The following is a 16778-nucleotide window of genomic DNA, read 5'->3' as shown; positions in this document are numbered from 1 at the left end:
AGGCCGTCTGAAATGCGAGGTTCAGACGGCCTGAATTTAAGTTTACGCTATTTTACAGTATTTTCTGTTTTTGGGGCGTATTGCGTGCAAGTTTCTTGACGCGAGGCAACGGTTTCAAGCGGCCAACGAAGTAACGAGTTGTTTGAACTCGGTCCATGCATCGCCTTCTTCCGCGCCTTTGATGATGCGGTCGATTTTGGCGCAGGTTTTGAGCGCGTCGAGCAGGCGGTTGATGGAAATGCGTTTGGCCGCCATCGGTGCAAGGGTCTGCTTGTCGCCCCATAAGCGCAGGCTGTTGCGCAGGCTTTGGATGTTTTGGCCTTGCTTGAGTGCGGCAGTGAGGCGGATTAGGGTGCGGATGTCTTCGGCAACCGCCCACAACAGCAAAACCGGCTCTTCGCCTTCTTCTTCCAAACCGTCCAGCAAACGGGAAACGCGTAGGGCATCGCCTTTCATCCATGCGCCTGACAGTTGGAATACGTCGAAGCGGGCGACGGTAGCAACTGCGGCTTCTGCGTCGGCAATATTGATTAAATGGCCTTGAGGATGGAGCAGGGCGAGTTTTTCGATTTCCTGACGGGCGGCCAAAAGATTGCCTTCGACGCGCTCGGCAAAAAGGGCGAGTGCTTCAGGCTCGATATCCAAACCCTGCTGTTTAAGACGGCCCTGTATCCATTGCGGCAAAGCATGTGGCGCAACGGCTTTGGCTTCTAAGACGATGCCTTTGCCTGCCAATGCGGAAAACCATTTGGACTGGATTTGCGCTTTTTCAAGCTTGGGCAGTAGGATGAGCGTAACCGTATCTTCGGGCAGGCGTTCGGCGAAGGTTTGCAGGGCATCCCCTCCGTTTTTGCCGGGTTTGCCGTTGGGAATGTGGATTTCCAGCAGTTTCAAATCGGCAAACAAACCTGCGCTGCCGGCACTTTGCAACAGCTCGTTCCAGTCAAAATTGTTTTCGGCGGTATAGACTTCGCGGTTGAGATAACCTTGTTTTTTTGCGGCTGCGCGCAGCGTATCCAAAGCCTCGATGCGCAACAAATCCTCTTCGCCGTGGATGATGTACAACGGTTTGAGCGGCGTATCGGGGCGCAGGCTCTCAATGGGCGCGGCAGCCATTATTGCGCCTTCAGGAAAGTCAGGCGGCGGACGATTTGATCTGCAGCATCGATGCGCATTTCAGACCAAATGGTTTCTTCCTCTTCCTGTTTGCCCAAAACTTCGCTGTCGGCGTAGTCCATGGTGCGGTGAACCTTGACTTCCATCGGTTCGCCAACCGGCTCGCCGTTGCGGAAGGCTTGGGCTTTGACAGTCATGGCTAGCAGGTATTCATTGATTGCGGCGGCGCGGGTGATGGTGTAGATGTCACGGCGTTTTTGAAAGTCGACAACGCGCAGGGTGATTTGTGATTCGGCTTCGCTAACCGGATGGCCGTCGGCACGGCGTAAGGCATTTTCCAGCGCTTTTTGCATAACGGCTCCGCCTTCTACATGCCAGTTCTGATAAGGCAGCGGCTGAGAAGTCACACCAGTGCCTTTCAGGTGGAAACCGCAAGAGGCAAGCAAGAGGGCGAGTGCAGGCAATAGGATTTTTTTCATTGGATATTCCTTCGTTGAAACCGGTTACGGTATCGTCGGATTATAACGAATAATGTTTAGGCCGTCTGAAACTGTAAACGGAAAGTATTTCAGACGGCCTTGTCTTTGATGGCGAAAATCTTATTTTTCCAACCAAATCAGGCTGACCATGCGGCCGGTTTGCCCGTCGCGGCGGTAGGAGAAGAAAGTATCGCGTTCCAAGACGGTGCAATGGGTACCGCCATAAATCATGTTCACGCCTTCGCGGTGCAGAATTATGCGCGCCAAAGCGTAAATGTCGGCAAGGTATTTGCCGCCGCCGATGTCTTCAAACGCATCGACAGCTTCCGGCATAGGTGTGCAAAACGCATCAAATACATCTTGTCCCACCTCAAACGCATCAGGGCCGATGGCAGGCGCGAGATAGGCCATGATTTCCAGCGGCTCGACATTCATTGCCGCAATGGTGTTTTGCAAAACGCCGCCAGCCAAACCGCGCCAACCTGCATGAGCTGCCGCAACAACGGTCCCTACTTTGTCGCAAAACAAGACAGGCAGGCAATCGGCAGTCATTGAAGCGCAGGCGACCGTACCCGTCGTATCAACCGAGGCATCGGCGTCGGGCGTATTGCCTAACGCTTCAGCTGCGTTCACAACAATGGTGCTGTGGATTTGATTGAGGTAGGCAACGGGCAGGCCGACTTGTTCCTGTACGATTTCGCGGTTGCGGAGCACGGCTTCCAGATTGTCGCCGACGTGCGAACCGACATTCAGGCTACGGTACACACCTTCGCTGACACCGCCGTTGCGCGTGGTAATAAGCGTTTTAACATTGGCAGGGGCAGGCCAGTCGGCAGTCAAAAAGTTCTTGCCTTGCGGGGCGAGGTTTAGGGTATCTGTGATGGTTTTCATAATCTTTAAATCGCTGAAATATTGGAACGGATTGATTTCAGACGGCCTCAAATAATATTTTAGGCCGTCTGAAACTATGGGTTTAATCCCTTACATAAACGACTTCGACATCGTAGTCGTCTTCATTCCAATCATCATCATCGTCCATGCCGAATTTCTCTTGCCATTCTTCCTCGTTGCTTAGGGACGAATCCAAACCGGCTTCCAGACGCAGGACGGAGAGCAGGTGGTACATATCGTCAGGCATAGGCGCTTCAAAGGAAACGGTTTCGCCGGTTTTTGGGTGTACAAAGCTCAAGCGGTAGGCATGCAGGGCTTGGCGCGCGCCGAGGGCTTTGATGGCTTCTTTAACCGCATCGCTGCATGGATGGCGCAGGTTGCCGTAAACAGGATCGGCGGCCAGCGGATGGTTGGCTTCGCGCATATGAACGCGGATTTGGTGGGTGCGGCCGGTTTCGAGCGAGCATTCGATGTAGCTGTGCGCCAGATAACGTTCCAACACTTTGACGTGGGTAATGGCAGGTTTGCCGCCGAATTTGACGACTGCCATTTTCAGGCGGTTGTGCGGATCGCGGCCGATTTGGGTTTCGATTTTGCCGTCAAAAGGAACGATGCCGTTGGCAACGGCACGGTAAATGCGTTTGACTGTGCGCTCTTGAAGCTGTTGAACCAATGAGTTTTGCGCCGGCAGGGTCTTGGCGACCACCATCAGACCGCTGGTTTCTTTGTCCAAACGGTGTACGATGCCCGCACGAGGCACTTGGCTTAATTCCGTACAGTGCGCCAATAGGCCGTTGAGCAGGGTGCCGCTCCAGTTGCCTGCGGCAGGATGGACGACCAACCCAGCCGGTTTGTTGATGACGATGACGGTATCGTCTTCATAAATAATGTCCAAATCCATCGGTTCGGGCGTGAACGCGAGGTTTTCTTCGCTCGGACGTACCGTAACGGCAATCAATTCACCGCCTATCATTTTATCTTTGGGTTGAGCAGGCTTATCGTTTACAATGACTGCACCCTCTTTAATCCACGAACTCAGGCGGCTGCGCGAGTAGTCGGGCATGAGTTTGGCCAATACGGCATCCAGCCTTCCGCCCGCCATTTCGAGCGGAACGGTCAAATTAACACAACTTTCTGTTTCAGGGGATGACGGAAAGTCTAAATCATCGCTATAATCGGCTTCGTTATCAAAGGAAGTATTCTGCATGAAAAAAATTCTTTTAGTAGTTTCTTTAGGTTTGGCACTGAGTGCCTGCGCAAATAAAGGCACAATCGATAAAGACGCCCAAATTACTCAAGATTGGAGTGTGGAAAAGCTTTATGCCGAAGCGCAAGACGAATTGAACAGCAACAATTATACGCGAGCTGTCAAGTTATACGAAATTTTAGAATCCCGTTTTCCAAACGGCCGCTATGCCCAGCAGTCCCAGTTGGATACGGCGTATGCCTATTATAAAGACGATGAGCCGGAAAAAGCTTTGGCTGCCATTGCGCGCTTCCAACGCCATCATCCGCAACATCCGAATATGGACTACGCGCTGTACTTGAAAGGTTTGGTCCTGTTTAACGAAGACCAGTCTTTCTTGAATAAGCTGGCTTCCCAAGACTGGTCCGACCGCGACCCGAAAGCCAACCGCGATGCTTATCAGGCGTTTGCCGAGTTGGTGCAACGTTATCCAAACAGCAAATACGCTGCCGATGCAACCGAGCGTATGGCCAAGCTGGTGGACGCGTTGGGTGGTAACGAGATATCTGTGGCGCGTTATTACATGAAACGCGGTGCTTATGTCGCAGCGGCCAACCGTGCGCAAAAAATTGTCAGCCGTTACCAAAATACCCGTTACGTCGAAGAAGCTTTGGCGATGATGGAATTGGCGTATAAAAAACTGGACAAGCCACAACTGGCCGCTGATACACGTCGCGTTTTGGAAACCAACTTCCCGCAAAGCCCGTTCTTGCAACACGAATGGCGATCTGACGATATGCCTTGGTGGCGTTACTGGCGCTAAGCGTCGGGTTGTTCAGGCATGAATAAGGCCGTCTGAAAATGATGCAGCTATGCATTTGGTTTTCAGACGGCCTTTGTTTTTAATGTTTTTTACGGTCTCTGTAAACAGGGTGCAAAATTCGTTTTAATATGGTAAAGTCTGATTTTAATAACTCGACGGTTTGAAGCCGTTACTCAGGGGCTGTTTAAATTTAAAATCAGTTTTGTTGAAGCCGCATCAGATTTGCTATTGATGCATTCAGGAAAATTTCAGTCGTTAGGCTGATTTGGTTTTAAATTTAATCAGCCCTTTATGTTTACAAAAAAACAGAGGTAGATTCTCATGAAGTCTTGGCAGCTTCCTGAACACGTTGCCGACGTGTTACCGACCAATGCCCGACAACTGGAAAGCGCCCGTGAGCGGCTGTTGGCTTTGTTCCGCGTGCATGGTTATGAATTGGTGCAACCGCCATTGATGGAATACAGCCATTCCTTATTGACGCATATCGATGCCGGTTTGTCTTTGAAAACCATTTTGGTCGTTGATCAGCTTAGCGGCCGTCAGCTCGGTATCCGCGCGGATATTACGCCGCAGGTGGCGCGTATTGATGCCCACTTGCTTTCTGCCAACCAAGGCATCAACCGTTTATGCTATGCCGGTTCGGTGCTTCATGCGCGTCCTGACGGATTGCTCAATATGCGCGAACCTTTGCAGGCGGGTGCGGAAATGTACGGCTTGGAAGGCATTGAAGCGGATATCGAATTGATTGATTTGATGCTGAAAAGCATGAAGATCGCCGACATGGGCGAGGTCTTGCTTTCATTGGGCCATATTGGCGTATTCCGTGCTTTAGCAAATGCCGCGCATTTGGATGAGCAGCAATCGGCAATCCTGCTGTCATCGATGCAGGACAAAGATGCCGAAGCTGTCAGCCAGTTGGTCAAAGAGTGGAAACTTGACGGTATGTGGGCAAAAGCGTTTTCATTGTTGCCCCGATTGTATGGCGGTCGTGAAGTGCTGACTGTGGCTAGAGAGAAATTACCGGAATTGTCCGCAGTCAGTGCGGCCTTGGATGAATTGCAGGCAGTATGCGATGCGTTCCCAAATCAAAAAGTGCATATCGATTTGTCGGAATTGCGCGTTGATAATTACCACACCGGTTTGCTTTACGCGGCTTATGGTTCAAATCGTCATGATGCCGTGGCACGCGGCGGACGGTATGACGGATTGGGCGGATACTTCGGACGTGCGCGTCCTGCGGCCGGATTCAGTTTTGATTTGCGCAGCTTCATCGGCCGCCTTCCTGCTATCGGACGGGAATCCGTGGTGGCTGTCGATGTAAAGGACATGCCTGCGGCTCAAGAAGCGGTAGATGCTTTGCGCGAACAAGGACAATGTGTCGTTATCGATTACGGTATCGGCTATAACGGTTCGGAAGAGGTTACAGGCCGTCTGAAACAGGTAGACGGTGTTTGGAAAGTAATCGCTTTGAACGATTGAGTTTTATTTTGAAATTTTGTATCTGAAATAAGGTTAGATGGCTATGGCTAAAAATGTTGTCGTAATCGGTGCCCAATGGGGTGATGAAGGCAAAGGTAAGATTGTTGACTGGCTGGCGGAAGAAACCAGCGGTGTAGTACGTTTCCAAGGCGGCCACAATGCCGGCCATACTTTGGTCGTCGGTGGCAAAAAAACCATTTTGCGCCTGATTCCAAGCGGCATTTTGCACGAGACTTTGGACTGCTTCATCGGCTCAGGTGTTGTCGTTTCTCCTGAAGCATTGTTGGGTGAAATCGACGAATTGAACGCTGCCGGTGTGAAAAACGTCGAAGGCCGTCTGAAAATTGCGCCGACCTGCCCATTGATTCTGCCTTACCACATTGCGCTTGACCAAGCACGCGAAGCTTCCCGCGGTAAAAGCAAAATTGGTACAACCGGTCGCGGCATCGGTCCGGCCTATGAAGATAAAGTTGCCCGTCGCGCGATTCGCGTGGTGGACTTGTTGCACCCTGAAAAACTGGTTGAGAAACTGGAAGCTGTTTTGGCTTATTACAATGTCCAGTTGCAACACCTGCACAATGCCGAGCCGGTAAAAGTTGAAGACGTGATGGCGGTCATTGAAAAAGTTGCACCGCGCATTACGCCGATGATTACCGATGTTTCCCGTGTTTTGAACGAGAAAAACCGCAAAGGCGAAAGCCTGTTGTTTGAAGGCGCGCAAGGTACGTTGCTGGATATCGACTACGGTACTTATCCGTTTGTAACTTCCTCCAACTGCTTGGCTGGTGCCGCTTCTGCCGGTGCAGGCGTAGGTCCGCAAATGCTGGATTACGTTTTGGGTATCGTTAAAGCCTATACCACCCGTGTGGGTTCCGGTCCATTTCCGACTGAATTGTTTGACGAAGTGGGCGCAGGTTTGGCAGAGCGCGGCCATGAGTTCGGTTCTGTAACCGGTCGTGCGCGTCGTTGTGGCTGGTTTGACGCAGCTGCTCTGAAACGCTCTATTCAAGTTAACGGCATTTCTGGCATGTGCATTACCAAGCTGGACGTGATGGATGGTATTAAAAACATCAATATCTGTGTAGGTTATGAATTGCCTGATGGCAGCAAAACTGACATTCTGCCTTGCGGCTCCGATGCGGTAGAAACCTGCAAACCGATTTATGAAACCATGCCGGGTTGGAGCGAGTCGACTTTCGGTGTGAAAGAGTACGACAAGCTGCCTGAAAACGCTAAAGCTTATCTGAAACGTATTGAAGAAGTTTGCGGTGCGCCTGTGGCTATTGTTTCAACCGGTCCTGATCGTGAAGAAACCATCGTTCTGCACCATCCGTTTGCTTAATTGATGAAGTGAATAAAAGGCCGTCTGAATTTTCAGACGGCCTTTTATATAAAATGCAATAAAAATTCAGCCCTGAAGAACACCTGTCTTCAGGGCTGAATTTTGTATTTTACGCTGTTTTTAAGTACGAATGTTTGGAAAGTGAGATGTAGTGCTAAGTAACAATTATTCTCATTGACGTAAATCAAGAAAAACCAAATCTGTAATTTTATTTCATAAAAACCCCTGTAAATAAATGGGTATTGATGTTATCCTTTCAGAAAATTTACAGTCTATATTTTCAATAAAATTAGGAGCTTGATATGTCAAATGATGTTCAGCAACGTCCAGCCGCTTGGGAAGGTTTTGTCGGTGGTAACTGGGAAACCAACGTAGATGTCCGCGATTTTATTCAAAAAAACTACATGCCATATGAAGGCGATGCCTCTTTCTTGGCACCAGCAACCGAAGCCACAACCAAACTGTGGGCGGAAGTGATGGAAGGCATCAAGGTTGAAAACCGTACGCATGAGCCGTATAAAATCGACGCGCAAATCGTATCCGGTATTACCAGCCATGCTCCAGGCTATATCGACAAAGATTTGGAAACCATCGTCGGCCTGCAAACAGACGAGCCTTTGAAACGCTCTATCATGCCGTTTGGCGGTTTGAAAATGGTACAAGATGCGTGCAAAGTGTACAACGTTGAATTGAATCCTGAAGTCAGCGAAATTTTCACCAAATATCGCAAAACCCACAACCAAGGCGTATTTGACGTTTATACGCCCGACATCCGCCGCTGCCGTAAATCAGGTGTGATTACAGGCCTGCCGGATGCTTATGGCCGCGGCCGTATTATCGGCGACTACCGTCGTGTTGCATTGTACGGTATCGACTTCTTGATGAAAGACAAACTCAACCAGTTCAACTCACTGCAAGCCGATTTGGAAAACGGTGTGGACTTGGAAGAAGTGATCCGCCGTCGTGAAGAAATCAACGAACAATACAAAGCCTTGGGTCAAATGAAAGAAATGGCGGCTTCTTACGGCTACGACATTTCCGGCCCTGCAAAAAATGCACAAGAAGCCATCCAATGGACTTACTTTGCCTACCTCGCTGCCGTTAAATCTCAAAACGGCGCAGCGATGTCCTTCGGCCGTGTATCTTCATTCTTGGATATTTACATCGAACGCGACCTGAAAAACGGTGTGATTACCGAAACCCAAGCGCAAGAATTCATTGACCACTTGGTGATGAAACTGCGTATGGTCCGTTTCCTGCGTACGCCGGAATACGACCAACTCTTCTCCGGCGACCCGATTTGGGCAACCGAATCTATCGGCGGTATGGGTTTGGACGGCCGTACCTTGGTAACACGCACCAACTTCCGCGTGCTGCATACCCTGTACAACATGGGCCCGTCTCCTGAGCCAAACATCACTGTATTGTGGTCAGAACAACTGCCGCAAGGCTTTAAAGAATTCTGCGCCAAAGTATCCATCGATACTTCGTCCATCCAATACGAAAACGACGATTTGATGCGCCCTGACTTCAATAGCGACGACTACGCCATTGCCTGCTGCGTCAGCCCGATGGTGGTCGGCAAACAAATGCAGTTCTTCGGCGCACGTGCTAACTTGGCTAAAACTCTGCTGTACGCAATCAACGGCGGCGTGGACGAGAAATCTAAAGAGCAAGTTGGTCCGAAAACCGAGCCGATTATGGACGAAGTTTTGGACTACGACACTGTCTTTGAGCGCATGGACAAATTCATGGATTGGTTGGCAACCCAATACGTTACCGCGCTGAACATTATTCACTACATGCACGACAAATACAGCTACGAAGCCGCGTTGATGGCATTGCATGACCGTGATGTGATCCGTACGATGGCATGTGGTATCGCCGGTTTGTCTGTGGCTGCCGACTCATTGTCCGCCATTAAGTACGCCAAAGTGAAACCGATTCGCGATGAAAATGGCATTGCCGTCGACTTCGAAATCGAAGGCGAATACCCACAATTCGGTAACAACGACGACCGCGTTGATGATATCGCCTGCGATTTGGTTGAACGCTTCATGAAAAAAGTGGCAACCCACAAAACTTACCGCAACGCTACTCCGACTCAGTCTGTGTTGACCATTACTTCCAACGTTGTTTACGGTAAGAAAACCGGTAATACTCCGGACGGCCGCCGTGCAGGCGCTCCGTTTGGTCCGGGTGCAAATCCGATGCACGGCCGTGACGTCAACGGTGCAGTCGCTTCATTGACTTCCGTAGCCAAACTGCCATTTGAGTTTGCAAAAGACGGTATTTCTTATACCTTCTCCATTATTCCTGGCGCGTTGGGTAAAGACGAGCATTCTCGCGAACGCAACCTTGCCGGTTTGATGGACGGTTATTTTCACCATGAAGACGGTATTTTGGAAGGTGGTCAACACTTGAACGTCAACGTTTTGAATCGCGAGACTTTGGAAGATGCGATGCACAATCCGGAGAAATATCCGCAGTTGACCATTCGTGTGTCCGGTTATGCGGTTCGCTTCAACTCGTTGACCCGCGAACAACAGCTTGACGTGATTACCCGTACGTTCACAGAAACCATGTAATCCGGGTGGCGAAACAAACCAGAAGTTAAATTTGCATTTGGTTTGTTTTGAAACAAAGCTCCAAGGCCGTCTGAAATGTTCAGACGGCCTTTATTATCGTACAATTCACATCAGCAAAATTATTTTTGAGCCGAACATTATGTCCACGACTTTTGCCATCACTCCCGAGCCGGAACTGAAAAACCTTGGCCACCGTCACTATAACGGCAAAGGCATTATTCATTCGATTGAATCTTGCGGCGCTGTCGATGGTCCGGGTTTGCGCTACGTGCTCTTTTTGCAAGGTTGCCTGATGCGTTGTCTTTATTGCCATAATCGCGACACATGGGATCTCCATACCGAGCAGGCGCAGGAATTAGACGTGGCAACTGTGATGAAGCAGGTCATGACCTATCGTCATTATCTGCGTGCGACAGGCGGAGGCGTAACGGCAACAGGCGGCGAGCCGTTATTGCAATATGAGTTTGTACGCGATTGGTTTACGGCCTGTCGGGAACACGATATTCATACCTGTCTCGACAGCAATGGCTATGCTTTGCACTATGATTCGATTTTGGATGATTTGCTCGATCATACCAATTTGGTCATGCTCGACTTAAAACAAATCGATCCTGAAATTCATAAAGTGCTTGTCGGTATCCCTAATACCAAAACGCTGAAATTCGCGCGCTATCTTGCCGAACGCAATCAGCCGACGCGGATTCGTTATGTGGTTGTTCCAGGCTATACCGATGATGAGCGTTCAGCGCATTTATTGGGCGAGTTTATCGGTGATATGGATAATGTCGAAATGGTCGAGCTTTTGCCGTATCACGAATTGGGCGCACATAAATGGGCTTTGTGCGGCGATGAATACAAGTTAAAAGGGGTACATCCGCCGCCTAAAGAAACCATTTTGAAAATCAAAGAAATATTAGAGAGCTACGGAAAAAACATTATTTATTAAAACAGAAAAAGGCCGTCTGAAACGAAATAATCAGTTTCAGACGGCCTTTTCATTATTGAAAAGACTTAAGCGTTCAATGCGGCCAAAACCTTGGCGACAACTTCTGATACCGCAACGGCTTGAGCCTGATTGTCACGGCGCTCGGCATATTCGACATTGCCTTCTTTCAATGCGCGATCGCCGATCACGATGCGGTGAGGAATACCCAACAGCTCAGAGTCATTCAGCAATACGCCCGCACGTTCATCGCGGTCATCCAACAATACATCCGCACCGGCAGCCAAAAGCTCGGCATAGATTTTGTCAGCGGCTTCGCGCACGGCGTCTGATTTTTTGTAGTTCATCGGCACGATAACGACTTCAAACGGCGCCATTGCTTTGGTCCAAACAATGCCTTTTTCGTCGTTGTTTTGTTCGATGGCGGCGGCCACAACGCGGGTAATACCGATACCGTAGCAGCCCATTTCCATGATTTGGGATTTGCCGTTATTGTCCAAGAAGCTGACATTCATGGCTTGGGTATATTTGTCGCGCAATTGGAAGACATGGCCGACTTCAATACCGCGCGCCAGTTTCAGACGGCCTTGTTCGTCGGGGCTGATATCGCCTTCGATGACATTACGCAAATCGACAAATTCAGGCTCGTCAGCATCTCGGCCGAAGTTGAAGCCGGTATAGTGGTAGTCGTCTTCGTTCGCGCCGATAACCCAATCTGCGCCTTTTTCGGTAGCGAAATCCGCATAGACTTTACCGTTGAAGCTGACAGGGCCGAGAGAGCCACCGTTTGCGCCGAACTGTTCAATAATCGCGGCAGGGCTTGCCATGGTCAGTGGTGATTTCACGCCGGCCAGTTTTTCTGCCTTAATATCGTTAAATTCATGGTCGCCACGCAACAGCAACAGAACAAGTTCGCCTTCGTTTTCGCCTTCGACCACGATGGATTTAAGGGTTTGTTCAACCGGAATATTGAGGAATTCAACCAAAGACTCAATGGTTTTGACGTTTGGCGTATGTACTTTGGTCAACTCGGCCTGAGCAGCGGCGCGTTCGCCTTTAAGCGGCAAAGTCGGCGCCAGCTCGATATTGGCGGCGTAATCGGAAGTGTCGCTATATGCAATAACGTCTTCGCCGCTTTCAGCCAATACTTGGAATTCGTGAGAGCCGGTACCGCCGATGCTGCCGGTATCCGCGGCAACAGGACGGAATTCTAAACCCAAACGGGTGAAGATACGGCAATAAGCGTCGTACATATCTTGATAGGTCGTCTGAAGCGAGGCATAGTCGGCATGGAAGGAATAAGCATCTTTCATGACGAACTCGCGCGCGCGCATCACACCGAAGCGCGGACGTACTTCATCGCGGAATTTGGTTTGGATGTGGTAAAAGTTTTTTGGCAGTTGTTTGTAGCTGTTGACTTCTTTGCGCACGATGTCGGCAATGACTTCTTCGCAAGTCGGACCCATACAGAAATCGCGGTCATGACGGTCTTTCAGGCGCAGCAGTTCTTTACCATAAAATTCCCAGCGACCGGATTCCTGCCACAGTTCGGCAGGTTGTACCACCGGCATCAGCAGCTCCACGCTACCCGCGCGAGCCATTTCTTCACGCACGATATTTTCAACTTTGCGCAATACACGCAGACCCATTGGCATCCAAGTGTAAAGACCGGATGCGTTGGCTTTGATCAGGCCGGCACGAATCATCAGCTTGTGGCTGGCAAGTGCGGCTTCGGCAGGGGCTTCTTTAAGGGTAGAAATGAAGAACTGGGAGGCTTTCATGGCGTATTTTTCTTTCTTAAAAATAAGTGCGTATTGTAACTCAAAATGTATGGCTGCGTGTCTTTTGAATGGCACCTGATAAAATCGGCCGTTGTTTTACGCAGCTTTCGATTCGGGGTGATTTTTAGGGATGTCAACCCTAATTTATGCACAAAGCCGCATAACCTTGTTTTACCTATAAATTTTCACTGTATGATTATAGTAAAATCTTATAAATATAACTACTTGATTTTATTATGTTTTATTTGATTAAATTTTAGTCAATTTAAGACTTAGTTTGTTCCTAAAGAAAATTTTACGATTACCCAAAGCTTATCAACAGATTTATCCACAGAGATTGTGTATAGATTTTAAATGCTGTCGGCGTAATGATTTCGCATGATTGGCAAGCCTTGTTTAAAGCAGATTTAGTTACCTTAAAAAGATGGGGTAACAACACGATGGGCAGGTTTTGCGCTAACATTCTGCTTATTGTTGTTTCCTTACAAGGAATAAAATGAAAAATTCAGAATTGCATTTGCTGGAATGCAGAAAGATGTTTAACGGGCATCAGGAACGCTACCGCCATTTTTCTCAAACCTGCCGGACGGATATGGTATTTGATGTTTATCTACCGCCACAAGTCTTAAAAGGCTATTCCGCACCTGTTTTATATTTTCTTTCCGGCTTAAATAGTGATGGTTCTGAATTGGTTCAACAAAGCGGAATCCAACGTTTTGCAGCGCAATGGAATATTATTGTGGTTTTTCCGGATACCTCGCCACGCGGTCAGCATGTTGCCGACAGTGAAGAGCATTATCTTGGACAGGGCGCCGGATTTTATGTTAATGCAACTGAAGCACCTTGGGCGCAGCATTATCAAATGGAAAGCTATATCAGCGAAGAATTGCCTGATTTGATCGAGCATCATTTTCCGGTAACGCAAGAGCGAAGCATTGCAGGTTTCAGCATGGGTGGGCATGGCGCGCTGCATTTGGCTTTGAAGCATCCTGGCCGATATGCTGCGGTTTCTGCCTTTGCGCCTTTATGTCATCCTATCGATACGGAAGGCGGCAGGCAGGCGTTTTCAGCTTATTTGGGCCAAAACGTGGAAACATGGAAACGCTATGACAGTACAGAGCTGCTCCAGACGGCCTCGCATAAATTGCCTGTTTTGATTGATGTCGGCAGTGAAGATGCTTTGTATCCTGAAGTCCTGCAACCGGAAGGGTTTGTCCGCTCAGTACGCGAAAAAGGTTTCAATATCCAATATAAAGTACGCCCGGGCTATGGGCATGACTATTTCTTTATTGCCAGCTTTATCGATTCGCATATTGAGTTTCATGCTCAGGCATTGGGGCTTTAAGCAGTATTGAATAAAAGGCCGTCTGAAATCCGATTAATGGTCGGATTTCAGACGGCCTTTATTTGGTCTTTAACCTTTAATTTCAAACAGACTTATTCCTCAGGACGTTCGCCGTCGGTATCGTCCAATTTGCCTTCGGTAATATCGACATTGATACCGACTGCTGCACGGATTTTGGCATCGATTTCGTTGGCGATATCAGGGTTTTCTTTCAGCCAAACGCGTACATTGTCTTTACCTTGGCCGATTTTTGCGCCGTTGTAGCTGTACCATGCACCGGATTTCTCAACGATGTCATGTTTGACGCCCAAGTCGATCAATTCGCCTTCCCAGCTGATGCCTTCGCCGTAAAGAATGTCGAATTCGGCTTGACGGAATGGAGGGGCAACTTTGTTTTTGATGACTTTGACTTTGGTTTCGTTACCAATAACGTCATCGCCTTTTTTAATTTGACCGGTACGGCGGATGTCGAGGCGGACGGAGGCGTAGAATTTGAGCGCGTTACCGCCGGTCGTGGTTTCAGGGCTGCCGAACATCACGCCGATTTTCATACGGATTTGGTTAATGAAAACAACCAATGTATTGGTGCGTTTAATGTGGCCGGTCAGTTTGCGCAGGGCTTGGCTCATGAGGCGGGCTTGTAGGCCGACATGGCTGTCGCCCATTTCGCCTTCGATCTCGGCTTTAGGCACAAGTGCGGCTACGGAGTCGACAACAACCATATCGATACCGCCTGAGCGTACCAATGTATCACAGATTTCCAATGCCTGTTCGCCGGTATCCGGTTGGGAGAGATAGAGTTCTTCGACTTTTACACCGAGTTTGCGGGCGTAAATCGGGTCAAAAGCATGCTCGGCATCGATGAATGCACAGATGCCGCCATTTTTTTGGCATTGGGCAATGGCTTCGAGACAGAGTGTGGTTTTACCGGAGGATTCCGGGCCGAAAATTTCAACCACGCGGCCGCGGGGCAGACCGCCAACGCCGAGTGCCAAGTCCACGCCGAGGGAGCCGGTGGAAATAACATCAAGGTTTTCTTCCTGTTGGCTGCCGTCCATTTTCATGATGGAGCCTTTGCCGAAGTTTTTTTCGATTTGGGCAAGGGCGGCGGCTAAGGCTTTGCTTTTTTCGTCTGACATGTTTTCTCTCCGAAAGGAAATATGAATCGCTAAGAATTTATTTAGCTATTATCGCATAAATTAAGAAAAAGTATAGTTTTATTTTTATTTTTCAGACGGTCTGTGTTTTTTGTATGCAACAGGCCGTCTGAAACTTTGAATAATCAATCAGTTGGTCAATGATGCAAAAACTTGGAAATAGTCGGGGAAAGTTTTATGCGTACATTTCGGGTCGTTGATGATGATGGGAACGCCCAAAAGCGAAGCCAGCGAGAAACACATGGCCATGCGGTGGTCGTCGTAAGTATCGATGACGGCATTGGGGGTAAGTGTTTCGGGTGGCGTAATATGGATGGCTTCGGCTTCTTCAACGACTTCTGCACCCAGTTTGCTCAGTTCGGTTGCCATGGCGGCGATGCGGTCGGTTTCTTTGACGCGCCATGAGCCGATATTGCGCAGGGTGCAGGGCTGTTTGGTGGCCAGCGCAATGATGGCCAGAGTCATGGCTGCATCAGGAATATGGTTGGCATCCAAATCAAAAGCCTGAATCTTGCGCCCGGCAGGACGGGAAATTTCAACAAAATTTTCGCCCCAAATGATATCCGCACCGATTTTCTCCAATTCACGTGCAAAGGCAACGTCGCCCTGGATGCTGTGTGCGCCGATACCGGTTACGCGGATGGGTGTACCGGCAATCAGGCCTGCGCCTAAGAAATAAGATGCGCTGGAAGCATCGCCTTCTACATATAAATGTTCCGGCGCATGATATTTGGCACCGGCCGGGATTTTAAATACACGGTAGTCCTCATTGATGATGTTCACACCGAACTGGGCCATCAGCTTGAGCGTGATGTCGATATAAGGTTTGGAAATCAACTCGCCTACCATGTGGATTTCAAATGCTTGTCCGGTCAAGGGCAAAGCCATCAGCAGGGCGGTCAGGAATTGGCTGGAAACATTGCCTTTAATCGGAATAACGCGCTCGCCGTTGTCTTGGCGTTTGCCGATCTGAAGCGGCGGATAATTTTCATTGCCCAGATATTCTATGTCCGCACCTGCAATGCGCAGCGCATCCACCAAATCGCCAATGGGGCGTTCGTGCATACGCGGTACGCCATGCAGATGATAGTCGCCACCTAAAACGGCAAGCGCGGCAGTCAAGGGTCGGAATGCCGTACCGGCGTTGCCTAAAAACAAATCGGCGGTTTGGTTGGGAAAACGGCCGCCGGTGCCATGAACTTTCAGACGGCCTTCAGGTAAAGATTCAATTTGCACGCCGAGTTTGTCGAGTGCTTCAAGCATTCGGTCGGTGTCGTCGGATTTGAGCAAAGAATGGATTTCGCAAACGTTGTCGGAGAGTGCCGCCAATAGCAACGTGCGGTTGCTGATGCTTTTGGAACCGGGCAGGGCAACGGTGGAGGGCTTGAGTGTAGAAGCGGGCAGGCGGATGGATTCGGTCATGGCTGGACTAAGCTCGTATGAATTGTAAATAGACCGATATTATACGCAGGCAAAGGCCGTCTGAAAAATGAAGAAGGCGCAATTTATTTGTGAAAAAATGAATTTTTATATTGTTGCACTATCTCCTAATCGTTTATTTTGAAATTTTCTGCTTCTGTTTTGTGTTTGCCGCTATAACTTATTTTGTTGTGGCAGGTATATAACCAAACACCATAAGAAAATCAGA

At 49.1% G+C, this 16778-nt stretch carries 13 protein-coding genes; 6 read left to right on the top strand and 7 right to left on the bottom strand.

The window, feature by feature from the left end:
• Nucleotides 1-114 precede the first annotated feature (114 nt).
• The 4 genes from holA to rluD form a co-directional block, all read right to left on the bottom strand.
• Nucleotides 115-1116, bottom strand: coding sequence for a DNA polymerase III subunit delta (holA, locus tag O3681_RS03090; RefSeq protein ID WP_107723364.1), 1002 nt, complete (start codon nucleotides 1114-1116; stop codon nucleotides 115-117).
• Entirely contained in the window at nucleotides 1116-1595 is a 480-nt protein-coding gene (gene lptE, locus O3681_RS03085; protein WP_003680809.1) for an LPS assembly lipoprotein LptE, read from the bottom strand. Before lptE ends, holA begins: the two co-directional genes overlap by 1 nt.
• A gap of 120 nt (nucleotides 1596-1715) precedes the next feature.
• Nucleotides 1716-2486: a peptidoglycan editing factor PgeF gene (gene pgeF, locus O3681_RS03080; RefSeq protein ID WP_107696894.1), complete on the bottom strand. Its 771-nt coding sequence runs from the start codon at nucleotides 2484-2486 to the stop codon at nucleotides 1716-1718.
• A gap of 82 nt (nucleotides 2487-2568) precedes the next feature.
• Nucleotides 2569-3693 carry a 23S rRNA pseudouridine(1911/1915/1917) synthase RluD gene (gene rluD / locus O3681_RS03075; protein WP_371459251.1) on the bottom strand — a complete coding sequence of 375 codons (1125 nt, stop codon included), beginning with the start codon at nucleotides 3691-3693 and terminating at the stop codon, nucleotides 2569-2571.
• Here rluD and O3681_RS03070 point away from each other — a divergent pair.
• The 5 genes from O3681_RS03070 (at nucleotide 3692) to pflA (ending at nucleotide 10850) form a co-directional block, all read left to right on the top strand.
• Entirely contained in the window at nucleotides 3692-4495 is an 804-nt protein-coding gene (locus tag O3681_RS03070) for an outer membrane protein assembly factor BamD (protein ID WP_003680807.1), read from the top strand. The two genes, rluD and O3681_RS03070, sit on opposite strands and share 2 nt — an antisense overlap.
• Before the next feature lie 321 nt (nucleotides 4496-4816).
• Entirely contained in the window at nucleotides 4817-5974 is a 1158-nt protein-coding gene (locus O3681_RS03065) for an ATP phosphoribosyltransferase regulatory subunit (RefSeq protein ID WP_049322192.1), read from the top strand.
• Between the two features lie 43 nt (nucleotides 5975-6017).
• Entirely contained in the window at nucleotides 6018-7316 is a 1299-nt protein-coding gene (locus tag O3681_RS03060) for an adenylosuccinate synthase (protein WP_199903848.1), read from the top strand.
• Between the two features lie 302 nt (nucleotides 7317-7618).
• Nucleotides 7619-9904: a formate C-acetyltransferase gene (pflB, locus tag O3681_RS03055; RefSeq protein WP_107723360.1), complete on the top strand. Its 2286-nt coding sequence runs from the start codon at nucleotides 7619-7621 to the stop codon at nucleotides 9902-9904.
• 139 nt (nucleotides 9905-10043) lie between these two features.
• Nucleotides 10044-10850, top strand: a complete 807-nt coding sequence (gene pflA / locus O3681_RS03050; RefSeq protein WP_107723667.1) for a pyruvate formate lyase 1-activating protein — start codon at nucleotides 10044-10046, stop codon at nucleotides 10848-10850.
• Nucleotides 10851-10915: 65 nt separating this feature from the next.
• On the opposite strand, the gene O3681_RS03045 is transcribed toward pflA, so the two are convergent.
• Nucleotides 10916-12628, bottom strand: a complete 1713-nt coding sequence (locus O3681_RS03045) for a proline--tRNA ligase (protein WP_107723666.1) — start codon at nucleotides 12626-12628, stop codon at nucleotides 10916-10918.
• Nucleotides 12629-13124: 496 nt separating this feature from the next.
• Here O3681_RS03045 and fghA point away from each other — a divergent pair, with 496 nt between their 5' ends.
• Nucleotides 13125-13973, top strand: a complete 849-nt coding sequence (gene fghA / locus O3681_RS03040; protein WP_371459250.1) for an S-formylglutathione hydrolase — start codon at nucleotides 13125-13127, stop codon at nucleotides 13971-13973.
• Between the two features lie 92 nt (nucleotides 13974-14065).
• On the opposite strand, the gene recA is transcribed toward fghA, so the two are convergent.
• On the bottom strand, nucleotides 14066-15112 hold the full coding sequence (recA, locus tag O3681_RS03035; protein WP_003680794.1) for a recombinase RecA: 1047 nt from the start codon (nucleotides 15110-15112) through the stop codon (nucleotides 14066-14068).
• A 147-nt stretch (nucleotides 15113-15259) separates the two neighbouring features.
• Nucleotides 15260-16552 (bottom strand): 3-phosphoshikimate 1-carboxyvinyltransferase, encoded by a 1293-nt coding sequence (aroA, locus tag O3681_RS03030; RefSeq protein ID WP_371459249.1) that lies wholly within the window; start codon nucleotides 16550-16552, stop codon nucleotides 15260-15262.
• Nucleotides 16553-16778: the final 226 nt, after the last annotated feature.

The sequence above is a fragment of the Neisseria sp. 27098_8_158 genome (genome assembly GCF_041433145.1).
Lineage (GTDB): Bacteria > Pseudomonadota > Gammaproteobacteria > Burkholderiales > Neisseriaceae > Neisseria > Neisseria subflava_E.
Note: the sequence above shows the minus strand (reverse complement) of the source record. Positions and strands in the feature narration are given on the sequence as shown.

What these genes read in the sequence shown, in the direction of transcription:
- holA (WP_107723364.1), bottom strand. Translation starts at nt 1,116, where the DNA reads ATGGCTGCCGCGCCCATTGAGAGCCTGCGCCCCGATACGCCGCTCAAA.
- lptE (WP_003680809.1), bottom strand. Translation starts at nt 1,595, where the DNA reads ATGAAAAAAATCCTATTGCCTGCACTCGCCCTCTTGCTTGCCTCTTGC.
- pgeF (WP_107696894.1), bottom strand. Translation starts at nt 2,486, where the DNA reads ATGAAAACCATCACAGATACCCTAAACCTCGCCCCGCAAGGCAAGAAC.
- O3681_RS03070 (WP_003680807.1), top strand. Translation starts at nt 3,692, where the DNA reads ATGAAAAAAATTCTTTTAGTAGTTTCTTTAGGTTTGGCACTGAGTGCC.
- rluD (WP_371459251.1), bottom strand. Translation starts at nt 3,693, where the DNA reads ATGCAGAATACTTCCTTTGATAACGAAGCCGATTATAGCGATGATTTA.
- O3681_RS03065 (WP_049322192.1), top strand. Translation starts at nt 4,817, where the DNA reads ATGAAGTCTTGGCAGCTTCCTGAACACGTTGCCGACGTGTTACCGACC.
- O3681_RS03060 (WP_199903848.1), top strand. Translation starts at nt 6,018, where the DNA reads ATGGCTAAAAATGTTGTCGTAATCGGTGCCCAATGGGGTGATGAAGGC.
- pflB (WP_107723360.1), top strand. Translation starts at nt 7,619, where the DNA reads ATGTCAAATGATGTTCAGCAACGTCCAGCCGCTTGGGAAGGTTTTGTC.
- pflA (WP_107723667.1), top strand. Translation starts at nt 10,044, where the DNA reads ATGTCCACGACTTTTGCCATCACTCCCGAGCCGGAACTGAAAAACCTT.
- O3681_RS03045 (WP_107723666.1), bottom strand. Translation starts at nt 12,628, where the DNA reads ATGAAAGCCTCCCAGTTCTTCATTTCTACCCTTAAAGAAGCCCCTGCC.
- fghA (WP_371459250.1), top strand. Translation starts at nt 13,125, where the DNA reads ATGAAAAATTCAGAATTGCATTTGCTGGAATGCAGAAAGATGTTTAAC.
- recA (WP_003680794.1), bottom strand. Translation starts at nt 15,112, where the DNA reads ATGTCAGACGAAAAAAGCAAAGCCTTAGCCGCCGCCCTTGCCCAAATC.
- aroA (WP_371459249.1), bottom strand. Translation starts at nt 16,552, where the DNA reads ATGACCGAATCCATCCGCCTGCCCGCTTCTACACTCAAGCCCTCCACC.